General features: G+C 71.2%; 13 protein-coding genes. 8 read left to right on the top strand and 5 right to left on the bottom strand.

Features of this window, described 5'->3' with window-relative positions; genetic code table 11:
- Positions 1-32: 32 nt before the first annotated feature.
- Genes tsaD through ACFW16_RS19950 form a run of 5 tightly spaced genes read left to right on the top strand, consistent with a single transcriptional unit; the run spans position 33 to position 3,563 of the window.
- Positions 33-1,088: a tRNA (adenosine(37)-N6)-threonylcarbamoyltransferase complex transferase subunit TsaD gene (gene tsaD / locus ACFW16_RS19930; protein ID WP_380308166.1), complete on the top strand. Its 1,056-nt coding sequence runs from the start codon at positions 33-35 to the stop codon at positions 1,086-1,088.
- A 6-nt stretch (positions 1,089-1,094) separates the two neighbouring features.
- The gene (locus tag ACFW16_RS19935; protein ID WP_380308168.1) at positions 1,095-2,075 is read left to right on the top strand and encodes an NAD(P)H-dependent glycerol-3-phosphate dehydrogenase; all 981 of its coding nucleotides are present in this window, start codon (positions 1,095-1,097) and stop codon (positions 2,073-2,075) included.
- Positions 2,076-2,134: 59 nt separating this feature from the next.
- Positions 2,135-2,419: a YciI family protein gene (locus tag ACFW16_RS19940; protein WP_380308170.1), complete on the top strand. Its 285-nt coding sequence runs from the start codon at positions 2,135-2,137 to the stop codon at positions 2,417-2,419.
- Between the two features lie 3 nt (positions 2,420-2,422).
- Positions 2,423-2,839: an EVE domain-containing protein gene (locus tag ACFW16_RS19945; protein ID WP_380308171.1), complete on the top strand. Its 417-nt coding sequence runs from the start codon at positions 2,423-2,425 to the stop codon at positions 2,837-2,839.
- Between the two features lie 13 nt (positions 2,840-2,852).
- Positions 2,853-3,563, top strand: coding sequence for a 4'-phosphopantetheinyl transferase family protein (locus ACFW16_RS19950; RefSeq protein ID WP_380308173.1), 711 nt, complete (start codon positions 2,853-2,855; stop codon positions 3,561-3,563).
- Here ACFW16_RS19950 and ACFW16_RS19955 read toward each other — a convergent pair.
- The 3 genes from ACFW16_RS19955 to ACFW16_RS19965 form a co-directional block, all read right to left on the bottom strand.
- Positions 3,529-4,398 carry a metallophosphoesterase family protein gene (locus ACFW16_RS19955; protein ID WP_380308175.1) on the bottom strand — a complete coding sequence of 290 codons (870 nt, stop codon included), beginning with the start codon at positions 4,396-4,398 and terminating at the stop codon, positions 3,529-3,531. The two genes, ACFW16_RS19950 and ACFW16_RS19955, sit on opposite strands and share 35 nt — an antisense overlap.
- A gap of 113 nt (positions 4,399-4,511) precedes the next feature.
- Entirely contained in the window at positions 4,512-5,153 is a 642-nt protein-coding gene (locus tag ACFW16_RS19960) for a hypothetical protein (protein ID WP_380308177.1), read from the bottom strand.
- A gap of 27 nt (positions 5,154-5,180) precedes the next feature.
- Positions 5,181-5,714, bottom strand: coding sequence for a gamma-glutamylcyclotransferase family protein (locus tag ACFW16_RS19965; RefSeq protein ID WP_380308179.1), 534 nt, complete (start codon positions 5,712-5,714; stop codon positions 5,181-5,183).
- Between the two features lie 258 nt (positions 5,715-5,972).
- Here ACFW16_RS19965 and mscL point away from each other — a divergent pair, with 258 nt between their 5' ends.
- Positions 5,973-6,383, top strand: coding sequence for a large conductance mechanosensitive channel protein MscL (gene mscL / locus ACFW16_RS19970; RefSeq protein WP_380308198.1), 411 nt, complete (start codon positions 5,973-5,975; stop codon positions 6,381-6,383).
- A 100-nt stretch (positions 6,384-6,483) separates the two neighbouring features.
- Here the strand turns inward: mscL and ACFW16_RS19975 are convergent, their stop codons facing one another.
- Positions 6,484-6,879, bottom strand: coding sequence for an OmpA family protein (locus ACFW16_RS19975; RefSeq protein ID WP_380308181.1), 396 nt, complete (start codon positions 6,877-6,879; stop codon positions 6,484-6,486).
- 96 nt (positions 6,880-6,975) lie between these two features.
- Positions 6,976-8,109 carry a cupin domain-containing protein gene (locus ACFW16_RS19980; protein ID WP_380308183.1) on the bottom strand — a complete coding sequence of 378 codons (1,134 nt, stop codon included), beginning with the start codon at positions 8,107-8,109 and terminating at the stop codon, positions 6,976-6,978.
- Between the two features lie 117 nt (positions 8,110-8,226).
- Between ACFW16_RS19980 and ACFW16_RS19985 the strand changes: the two genes are divergently transcribed.
- A complete protein-coding gene (locus tag ACFW16_RS19985) occupies positions 8,227-9,420 on the top strand; it encodes an acetyl-CoA C-acyltransferase (RefSeq protein WP_380308184.1) in 1,194 nt (397 codons plus the stop codon).
- A 22-nt stretch (positions 9,421-9,442) separates the two neighbouring features.
- Complete coding sequence (locus tag ACFW16_RS19990) at positions 9,443-10,339, top strand: NAD(P)-dependent oxidoreductase (protein WP_380308186.1); 897 nt, start codon at positions 9,443-9,445, stop codon at positions 10,337-10,339.
- The last annotated feature ends 148 nt before the right edge of the window (positions 10,340-10,487 follow it).

The following is a 10,487-nucleotide window of genomic DNA, read 5'->3' on the forward strand; positions in this document are numbered from 1 at the left end:
CGCGCCGGCAGACCGCCTATATCGGGCCGATCATGATCGTGCTCGGCATCGAGACCTCCTGCGACGAGACGGCGGCGGCCCTGGTCGACGACCGGCGCCGCATCCTCGCCAATGTCGTGCTCAGCCAGATCGAGGAGCACGCCCCCTATGGCGGCGTGGTCCCCGAGGTGGCGGCGCGCGCCCATCTCGCCCATCTCGACGGCGTGGTCCGCCGGGCGCTGGCCGAGGCCGGGATCGGCCTCGACGCGGTCGACGGCATCGCCGCCACCGCCGGGCCGGGGCTGATCGGCGGCGTCGCCGTCGGGGTGATGACCGCCAAGGGCATCGCCGCCGCCCGCGGCCTGCCCTTCCTCGGCGTCAACCACCTGGAAGGCCATGCCCTGACGGCGCGGCTGACCGACGGCGTCGAGTTCCCGTACCTGCTGCTGCTGGTCTCCGGCGGCCATTGCCAGCTGCTCTGCGTCGAGGGCGTCGGCCGGTACCGGCGCTGGGGGACCACCATCGACGACGCGGTCGGCGAGGCCTTCGACAAGGTCGCCAAGATGCTCGGCCTCGGCCATCCCGGCGGCCCGCTGGTCGAGGCCGCGGCGAAGACCGGCGATCCGAAGCGCTTCGCCCTGCCGCGGCCGATGGTCGGGCGGCCGGATTGCGACTTCTCCTTCTCCGGCCTCAAGACCGCGGTGCGCCGCGCCGTGGCCGGGCTGCCGCAGCCGCCGGCGCCGCGGGACGTCGCCGATCTCTGCGCCGCCTTCCAGGAGTCGGTGGCGGCCTCGCTGGCCGACCGCGCCAAGCGCGCGATCGCCCGGTTCCGGGCCGAGCATCCGGCCGGCGGCGCCTTCGTCGTGGCCGGCGGCGTCGCCGCCAACCAGCGGCTGCGGACCCGCCTGTCCGAGGTGTCGGAGAAGGCCGGGCTGCCCTTCGTCGCGCCGCCGCTCGCGCTGTGCACCGACAACGGCGCGATGATCGCCTGGGCCGGGCTGGAGCGGCTGCGCCTCGGCCTGGTCGACGGGCTCGACTGCGCGCCACGGCCGCGCTGGCCGCTCGATCCCACCGCCACCGCGGCGATCGGCGCCGGGGTGAAGGCTTGAGCCCCCATGACTAGAGGGCGCATCGCCGTGATCGGCGCCGGCGCCTGGGGCACGGCGCTGGCGCAGAGCTTCGCCGGGGCCGGGCACAAGGTGGTGCTGTGGGCCCGCGATCCGGACCGCGCCGCGGCGATGCGGGACAGCCGCGAGAACGCCGCCTATCTGCCCGGCATCGCGCTGCATCCGGGGATCGCGGTCACCGCCGACCTCATGGCGGCCGAGGGGCTGCGGGTCCTGGCCGTGCCGGCGCAGCATCTGCGCGCGATCCTGGAACGGCTGCCGCCGCGGGCGGGGCCCTTGGTGATCACCGCCAAGGGCATCGAGACCGCGACCGGGCTGTTCATGGATCAGGTCACCGCCGAGGCGCGGCCGGAGGCGGCGCCGGCGCTGCTGTCCGGCCCCAGCTTCGCCGCCGAGGTGGCGCGCGGCCTGCCGACCGCCCTGACCCTGGCCTGCGCCGATGCCGGGGCCGGCGCCGCCCTGGCCCGCAGCCTCGGCCACGGGACGCTGCGCCTGTACTGGAGCGAGGATCTGCGCGGCGTCGCCCTCGGCGGCGCCCTGAAGAACGTGCTGGCGATCGCCGCCGGCATCGTCACCGGCCGCGGGCTGGGCGAGAACGCCCGGGCGGCGCTGGTCACCCGCGGCCTCGCCGAGATGGCGCGGCTCGGCGCCGGGCTCGGGGCGCGGCCGGAGACGCTGACCGGCCTGTCCGGCCTCGGCGACCTGCTGCTGACCGCCTGCAGCGCCACCAGCCGCAACACCTCGCTCGGCATCGCGCTGGGGCAGGGAAGGACCCTGACGGAGATCCTGGGCGAGCGCCGGTCGGTCACCGAGGGGGTGTGGACCGCGGCGGCGGCGGCCCGGCTGGCGGCGCAGTCGGGCGTCGACGCGCCGGTGATCGCCGCCGTCGACGCCGTGCTGAACCGCGGCGCCGCGATCGACACCACCGTCGCCGGCCTGCTGCTGCGCCCGGCGAAGCGCGAGGCCTGACCTGGAACTGCCCGGCCGTTTCCGCTAGCGTCGCCAGCATCAGCGTATCGGAGGAATCCTTGCAGTTCTCGATCGTCACCGTCGACCGGCCGGACGGGCTGGAGATCCGCCTCGCCAACCGGCCGGCGCATCTCGCCTATCTCGAGGCCAATGCCGCCCGCATCATCGCGGCCGGCCCGCACCTCTCGGCCGACGGGCAGACCATGATCGGCAGCCTGCTGCTGATCGAGGCGGCGGACCGGGCGGAGGCGGAGCGCTTCGTCGCCGACGACCCGTTCAGCAAGGCGGGGCTGCCGGCCAGCGTCGCCATCACGCCCTGGCGCCGCGTCTATCCGAAGGCCTGAGCCATGAAGCACTGGCTGGTCAAGTCCGAGCCCGTCAAATGGGGCTGGGAGCAGATGGTCAAGGCCGAGCGCACCCATTGGGACGGGGTGCGGAACTATGCGGCCTCGAACAACCTGAAGGCGATGAAGATCGGCGACGAGGCGTTCTTCTACCACTCCAACGAGGGGCTGGAGATCGTCGGCATCGTCGAGATCGTGCGCGAATACTACCCGGACCCGAGCGACGAGAGCGGCCGTTTCGGCATGGTCGACGTGCAGGCCGCGCGGCCGCTGAAGACTCCGGTGACCTTGAAGCAGATGAAGGCCGACCCGGCCCTGTCCGACCTCGTGCTGATCCGCCAGGGGCGGTTGTCGGTCAGTCCTGTCAGCGACGCGGAATGGAAGCACATCTGCAAGCTCGGCGGCGTCGACCCGAAGTGAGGGGGGCCGTGGCATGAGCGACGTCCCTGCCGACGCTCATGTCTGGACGGCCGAGATCCCCGAGGACGATGCCGTGTTCACCGCCTGTCTGCCGTACCTGACCGCGGCGGAGCAGGCGCGGGCGGCGCGCTTCATCATGCCCGGCGACCGCCGCCGCTTCGCTGCCGCCCGGTCGCTGATGCGGCGGCTGCTGCAGGACATCACCCGGGTGCCGGCCGGCGAATGGGACTTCGCCATCGGCGACCACGGCAAGCCGCTGATCTGCCGGCCGGAGCAGGGGCGGTCGATCGGCATCAACATCTCCCATGCCGAGGGCATGGTCGCCTGCGCCGCGGCGCCGGGCACGGTGATCGGGGTCGATCTCGAATGGCTCGGCCGGGTGGTCGAGCCGCGCATCGCCGACCGCCGCTTCGCCGCGGCGGAGGCGGCGTCGGTGCGGGCGGTGCCGGCGGAGCGGCGGCGCGAGGCCTTCCTGCAGATCTGGACGGTCAAGGAGGCCTATGTGAAGGCGCTGGGCGGCGGCCTGACCATCGCGCTGGACAGCTTCGTGGTCGAGACGCTGTCGGAGCGGCCGCAGGTCCGCTTCCTCGATCCCGCGGTCGACGGCGCCGCCTGGCATTTCCGGCAGTGGCGGCCGTCGCCGCGGCACCTGCTGGGGCTGGCGCTGCGCGCGCCGCAGGGCCAGCCGGTCATCGCGGTCCGGCACGTTGCCCTGACACCCTGATAGCCGGCGTCGGCTCGGGCGGGCCGGGCAGGATCTCGCGCAGATAGGCGCCGATGCCGTAGCTCTGCTCCCACTGATAGGGGTAGCCCAGCGACACCTCCTCGAACCGGGTGCCGTCGCGCCAGTCGGTGTGGCGGACATGCAGATGGCCGCTGACCGCGACCGCGGCGCGGAAACGCCGGTGCCAGTCCTCGGTCAGCACCGTGCCGCACCAGGGGCTGAAGCGCGGGATGCGCGGGATCCGCACCAGGTCGCGGCGCAGCGGATAGTGGTTGACCAGGATGGTCGGCAGCCCGGCCGGCAGCGCCGCCAGGCGCCGGGCGGTGGCCTCGATCCGGGCCCGGCACCAGTCCTGCCGCGTCGGGTAGGGGTCGGGGTACAGCAGCAGCTCGTCGGCGCAGACGGCGCTTTCCTCCGCCGCCCAGGCCACCACCTCCTCGAGCGGCAGATCCGCCGGCCGGAAGCTGTAGTCGTAGAGGAGGAAGAGGGGCGCGATCGCATGCTCGCCGCCCGGGCCGGTCCAGATCGGATAGGGATCTTCCGGCGTGACCACCCCATGCCGCCGGGCCAGCGCGACCAGCGATTCGTAGCGCTCGACGCCGCGCGGGGCCGTGGGGTTGCGGGCCCGGGTCCACAGCTCGTGATTGCCCGGCACCCAGATCAGCCTGGCGAACTTCGCGGCCAGGACGGCGAAGGCGCGGCCCAGCCCGTCCGCGGTCTCGGCGATGTCGCCGGCCAGGATCAGCCAGTCCCCGGGATGATCGGGCAAGGCGTCCAGCCGCTCGAAGCTGGCGTCGGAGGCGAGGTGCAGGTCGCTGATGGCATAGAGGCGCATGGCGGCAGCCTACATGGCGCTGATCGTCATGATGAGCCGGAACTGCTCGGCGGGATCGAGCGCCATCACGCGGACCGTCGCCATCATGTCGTCATCGGGCCGGGCGAACAGCCTCACCGGGACGATCCACGCCCGCCGCGGGCGGGATTCCATGACAGCCTGCCGCGTATCTTCATCCCTGAGAGGGTTTCGACGGCTTCGTAGAGATCCCGCCTGGAAATCGCCAGAGCCTTGGTGCTGACCACAACGGCCTTTGGTCCGAAGGAAACGGCCCCGAAGCTCCATCTTCTCGGATAGCGCGGCAGCGTGCCGTAGTGTTCTGGCCGCAGATGAAATTGCAGTTGGTTGACGCCAGCCGTCGTAAACAGCCCTATCCGCTCGAAATTTCGCCATGGCACAAGATGTCCATGGCAATGAGAGAAAATACCGTCTTCGCCCATGGACAATTCATAGGTGCTGGATCGCCTATGCGTGCGGGCGAGGATGGAGGGGATAATGATGAAAATCACTGCGACGGCGAAGATGCCGACAGCGAAAATTTCCCAAGGGATGGTCGAGAGGAGTGCGGGGCCCTTCTTGATAATGACCGCAACAAACAGGAAAACGAGCATAACGTCGAAAGCAAGAATTAAATAGTCTTGCCTGGTGCTGATCCTTACGTGCAGTGCCTTCCCGCCGGGCGACGGCACCGACTTGGAGCCGGCCGCCGGCGAAACGGCCGGCGAATCACTCCGATGGTCGCCGATGAGCGGCATGACGATCGAGATCTGCCGGCCTGCGGCTCAGCGGGGGCGGCGGCGCTCGGCGAAGTGCCGCTCGGCGCGGGCCTCGGCGTAACGGCGGTCGGCCTGGGCCTTGACCTCGGGCCAGCGCTGGGCGGCCTCGGCGCTGCTCATCTTGCCGTACAGCGACATATACGCTTCATGGTGCATCAGGGTGCGCGGCTTTTCGGTCGCCTGCCAGGCTTCGAGATGCCAGGGCTCGCCGGCGTCCTCGAGCGCGCCGGTCGAGGCATAGATCCGCGCCTCGGCCCGGCTGCCGTCGGCCAGGGCCACGGTCACCGGCTGCAGCGCGTAGTCGTCGCTCTCGAAGAACTGCATCCGGTCCATCTCGTCGGGGATGAAGCCCTCGACCAGCAGCCCGTCGACCCGGCCGTCGGGATGCGGCACCAGGATCGGATAGCTCTCGCCCTTCACCTTGCGGCTCTGCCGGCCCAGCAGGGTCGCCGGCTGCGTCGCGAAGGCCGCCATCGGGCGGCCGACCACCAGCGCGAACAGGTCGGGATCCTGCAGCGTGCCGAAGAAGAACAGGCGCATCGGTCGTTTTCCTTCCCGGCCCGGACGGTTCCGACGGCACGGTCGGCCGCCCGTCATTGTGATGGTGCGAGGGGGCGCAATTTGATCCTGCCATGCCGAAAGTCAAGTCGATTCACGGAGGATTTCTTGAAGCCGAAAATCCGGCCTTTTTGCTGCTTTGTCAGGGTGTTTGCAGGTTTTTCTGTGAACCTGTGCAAATCAGCTATATACATTTATGTCGCGGCCGGCATCGGCCACCAACAGATTTGGGGGCAGCGGATGTTACAGGAGTTCAAGGCCTTCATTGCGCGTGGCAATGTGATCGACTTGGCGGTCGGTATCATCATGGGCGTGGCCTTCACCACGATCGTGAATTCGCTGGTGAACGACATCATCATGCCGCCGATCGGTGTGCTGCTGGGCGGCGTCGACTTCTCGGAATACTACATCAATCTTTCCGGGACCGCCTATCCGAACCTGGCCGCAGCGAAGGCCGCAGGTGCGGCCACGATCAACTACGGCGTCTTCATCAACGCGATCATCAACTTCCTGATCATCGCCTTCGCCGTGTTCCTGCTGGTGAAGCAGGTCAACCGCTTCATGAAGAAGCCCGAAGCCGCCCCGGCCGCGCCGCCGCGCAGCGAAATGCTGCTGGAGGAGATCCGCGACGCCCTCAAGGCGCGGAACTGAGCTTCGTAGGTTCGCATCTTGCGAACCCAACATCTCCGTCGGATTGCGCAGTGTTGGGTTCGCGAGGGCGAACCCAACCTGCGTCCAGACCCTTCCTGGTTCAGTAGGCGATCCGGATCTCGACCCGGCGCTCGCCGACGGTGACGCCCGGAATGGCCCCGGCGTCGCCATGGCCCTCGACGCGGTGGATCAGGTCCGGCGAGACGCCGTTCGCCACCAGCGCCCCGGCGACGGCCTCGGCCCGCTTGGCCGACAGCGCCTCATGGGCGTCGCGCGCGCCGTCCCGGCCGGCGAAGCCGTCGACGCTGATCGACTTCGCGTTCCAGCTCTTGGCCTCCGCCGCCGCCTTGGCGACCAGCGTCCGCGCATCCGGCGTCAGCTCGGCGCTCTCATCCGTGAAGAAGATGTCATAGGGGCCGCCCGCCTTGGGGGCGCAGGCGGCGATCGCCAGGACGGGAAGCAGGGCCAGGAGCGCACGACGGCTTGCAATCGGCATGATCGACCTGTTCGCGTTTGTTGTTGGTCGGGAATCCATACCTGACCGGGCCGGCCGATAGAAGCGCTTCCGCTTCGCTCCGTTGCCGAAAGCGCATCACGTCCTGCCGGCCGGTTTGATCGCCCCTTGGGCCAGCAGCGCGTCCAGCAGCGCCGCCGCCGCCGGATCGGCCCAGGCCGCCTTCGCCTCCGCCGCCGTCAGCCGGCCGTCGCCGCACAGGCGCAGCGCCGCCTCGGCGGCGGCACCGGCCGGCGCCGGATGCGCCTCGCCGTCGGCGAACAGGACCAGACCGTCGCCGTCGCGGGCGAAGGCCAAGCGGCTGCCGATCGCCCGGCGCAGCGCCCCGGCCGGGCGGCGCTTGCGCGGCGGCGGCGCCTCGCGCTCCTCCTTCGGCTCGGTCAACAGGCCGCCCAGCCAGCCGGCCAGGAAGCGGCGGTCGTCCAGCCTTTCGGCGAGATACGCGCGCACCCGCTCGATCGCGGCCTCCGGGATCTCGCCGGGATTCCCCGGCGGCGCCAGGTCGGGGTCGGCATAGCGCCGCTCCTCATCCTCGGCATCGGCGACGGCGGCGGCGAAGCGGCCGGCCAGCTCGGCCACGCTCGGGGCGCGGAAGCCGATCGAGAAGGTCAGGCAGTCATCCTCGGCGACGCCGTCATGGGCCCAGCCCGGCGGCAGGTACAGCATGTCGCCCGGCTCCAGCACCCATTCCTCGGCCGGCTGGAAATCGGCCAGCAGCTTCAGCGGCTGGTCGGGCACCCAGGCCGGCCGGATCTCGGCCGCGCCGCCGATCCGCCAGCGCCGGCGGCCGAGGCCCTGCAGCAGGAACACGTCGTACTGGTCGACATGGGCGCCGACGCCGCCGCCGGCCGGGGCGTAGCTGACCATGACGTCGTCCAGCCGCCAGTCGGGCACGAAGCGGAAGCGCTCGCGCAGCGCCGCCACCGCCGGTTCCCACAGGTCGACGCCCTGGACCAGCAGGGTCCAGTCCCTGGCCGGCAGCCTGCCGAAATCGGCTTCGTCGAACGGCCCGTGCCGCACCGCCCATTTGCCGCGGCGGCGGGTGACCAGGCGGCTCTCCACCCCGTCCTCGCAGGCCAGCCCGGCCAGCTCGTCCGGCGTGATCGGGCTGGTCCAGCCCGGGATCGCCCGGCGGATCAGGAGCGGCGCCTTCTGCCAGTGGCGGGCCAGGAAATCGGCGGCGGACAGGCCGCCGAGCAGGGGATCGGTCATGGAAGCCGCGGTCTTGCTCAAGGAAGGACGGCGCGCACTCTACCGGGTCGATCCGTCCTCGCCCAGCGGCGCCTCCGGCGTGCTAGCATCCGCTCAACGAGATATCCGGAGGATGTCATGAGCGCGAATGATCCCGTCGTCATCGCGGGCGCGGCCCGCACCCCGATGGGCGGCTTCCAGGGCGAGCTGAAGGATGTGCGCGCGCCGCAGCTCGGCGCCGTCGCCATCCGTGCGGCGCTGGAACGGGCCGGCCTCGCCGCCGATGCGGTCGAGGAGGTGGTGATGGGCTGCGTGCTGCCGGCCGGCCTGGGTCAGGCTCCGGCCCGCCAGGCCGCCCGCGGCGCCGGCCTGCCCGACGCGGTGCCCTGCACCACGGTCAACAAGATGTGCGGCTCCGGCATGAAGGCGGTGATGCAGATCCACGACGCGATCGCCGCCGGGTCGGTGGGCATCGGCGTCGCCGGCGGGCTGGAGAGCATGACCAACGCCCCCTATCTGCTGGACCGTGCCCGCGGCGGCTACCGCATGGGCCATGGCCGGGTGCTGGACCACATGTTCCTCGACGGGCTCGAGGACGCGTACGAGCCCGGCCGGCTGATGGGCACCTATGCCGAGGACACGGCGCAGCATTACCAGTTCACCCGCGAGCAGCAGGACCGCTTCGCCCTGGCCAGCCTGGACCGGGCGCGCAAGGCGTCGGAGGACGGCACCTTCGCCCGCGAGATCGCGGCGGTGACGGTGAAGGGCCGCGGCGGCGAGGTCAGCATCTCGACCGACGAGCAGCCGCGCAACGCCAAGCCCGACAAGATCCCGACGCTGAAGCCCGCCTTCCGGCCGGACGGCACGGTGACGGCGGCGAATTCCAGCTCGATCTCCGACGGCGGCGCGGCGCTGGTGCTGCTGCGCCGGTCGGAGGCGGAGAGGCGTGGCCTGCCGGTCCTGGCAAAGATCGTCGGCCATGCCAGCCATGCCCGGGCGCCGGCCTGGTTCACCACCGCGCCGATCGGGGCGATGGAGACGCTCTTCCAGCGCACCGGCTGGTCGGCCAAGGATGTCGACCTGTTCGAGATCAACGAGGCCTTCGCCGTGGTCACCATGGCGGCGATGCGCGACCTCGACCTGCCGCACGACAAGGTCAATGTCCATGGCGGAGCCTGCGCCCTCGGTCACCCGGTCGGCGCATCGGGAGCGCGGATCATCGTCACCCTGTTGAATGCATTGCAGACCCATGGCCTCAGGCGCGGCGTCGCCGCCCTCTGCATCGGCGGCGGCGAGGCCACGGCGGTGGCGGTCGAGCGGCTGGCGGCATAGTCGGGAACGAGAGGACGGGACGATGACGGAGAAGACGCGGATCGGCGTGGTCGGCCTCGGCAGCATGGGCGCGGCGATGGCGGCGCGCCTGCTCGACCAGGGCTGGCCGGTCGCGGTGTGGAACCGCAGCCCCGCGGCGGAGGAGCCGCTGCTGGCCAAGGGCGCGGTGCGGGCGGCAACGCCGGCCGAGGCCGCGTCCGGCGGCATCGTCCTGTCCATGGTGGCCGACGATGCGGCGCTGAAGGGCGTGACCACCGGCGACAGCGGCATCCTGTCCGGCCTCGGCGAAGGCGGCGTGCATGTGTCGATGAGCACGGTCAGCCCGACGATCGCGGCCGACCTCGCGGCGGCGCATGCGACGGCGGGCTCGGCCTATGTCGGGTCGCCGGTCTTCGGCCGGCCGCCGGCGGCGGGGTCCGGCCAGCTCTGGATCGCCGTCTCCGGCCCCGCCGCGGCCAAGGACAAGGCCCGGCCGGTGCTGGAGGCGCTGGGCCAGGCGGTGCACGATTTCGGCGAGGCGCCGGAGGCCGCGAACGTCGTCAAGATCGGCGGCAACTTCATGATCGCGGCGGCGATCGAGGCGATGGCCGAGACCTTCACCCTGCTGGAGAAGCACGGCGTCTCCGCCCGCCAGGCGCATGAGCTCTACTCCAGCTCGATCTTCGCGGCGCCGATCTACAGGAACTACGGCGGCTTCATCGTCGACCGGAAATTCTCGCCGCCCGGCTTCCGCATGCCGCTCGGCCTCAAGGATGTCGGCCTGGCCATGGCGGCGGGCGAGAAGGCGGGGGTGCCGCTGCCCTTCGCCGCGGTGCTGCGCGAGCGCTTCATCGGCTCGATCGCCCGCGGCCGCGGCGACCTCGACTGGACCGCCATCGCCCTGGATGCGGCGGAGGCCGCCGGGCTGAAGGTGGATTGAGGCGGCGTTCGACGTAGGTTGGGTTCGCGACGCGAACCCAACGATCGGGCGTCGGGGTGTTTGGGTAGCGCCGCGCACCCCACCAACCCCACCAAACGCGGCAGGCGCGGGCCCCAGAAGTTTGCGCAGCCCCAAAGCCCCCAGTAAC

The organism is Inquilinus sp. NPDC058860, assembly GCF_042743185.1.
Lineage (GTDB): Bacteria > Pseudomonadota > Alphaproteobacteria > DSM-16000 > Inquilinaceae > Inquilinus.

Coding starts and splice junctions, on each gene's coding strand:
- tsaD (WP_380308166.1), top strand. CDS start 33: ATGATCGTGCTCGGCATCGAGACCTCCTGCGACGAGACGGCGGCGGCC.
- ACFW16_RS19935 (WP_380308168.1), top strand. CDS start 1,095: ATGACTAGAGGGCGCATCGCCGTGATCGGCGCCGGCGCCTGGGGCACG.
- ACFW16_RS19945 (WP_380308171.1), top strand. CDS start 2,423: ATGAAGCACTGGCTGGTCAAGTCCGAGCCCGTCAAATGGGGCTGGGAG.
- ACFW16_RS19950 (WP_380308173.1), top strand. CDS start 2,853: ATGAGCGACGTCCCTGCCGACGCTCATGTCTGGACGGCCGAGATCCCC.
- ACFW16_RS19955 (WP_380308175.1), bottom strand. CDS start 4,398: ATGCGCCTCTATGCCATCAGCGACCTGCACCTCGCCTCCGACGCCAGC.
- ACFW16_RS19960 (WP_380308177.1), bottom strand. CDS start 5,153: ATGCCGCTCATCGGCGACCATCGGAGTGATTCGCCGGCCGTTTCGCCG.
- ACFW16_RS19965 (WP_380308179.1), bottom strand. CDS start 5,714: ATGCGCCTGTTCTTCTTCGGCACGCTGCAGGATCCCGACCTGTTCGCG.
- mscL (WP_380308198.1), top strand. CDS start 5,973: ATGTTACAGGAGTTCAAGGCCTTCATTGCGCGTGGCAATGTGATCGAC.
- ACFW16_RS19975 (WP_380308181.1), bottom strand. CDS start 6,879: ATGCCGATTGCAAGCCGTCGTGCGCTCCTGGCCCTGCTTCCCGTCCTG.
- ACFW16_RS19980 (WP_380308183.1), bottom strand. CDS start 8,109: ATGACCGATCCCCTGCTCGGCGGCCTGTCCGCCGCCGATTTCCTGGCC.
- ACFW16_RS19985 (WP_380308184.1), top strand. CDS start 8,227: ATGAGCGCGAATGATCCCGTCGTCATCGCGGGCGCGGCCCGCACCCCG.
- ACFW16_RS19990 (WP_380308186.1), top strand. CDS start 9,443: ATGACGGAGAAGACGCGGATCGGCGTGGTCGGCCTCGGCAGCATGGGC.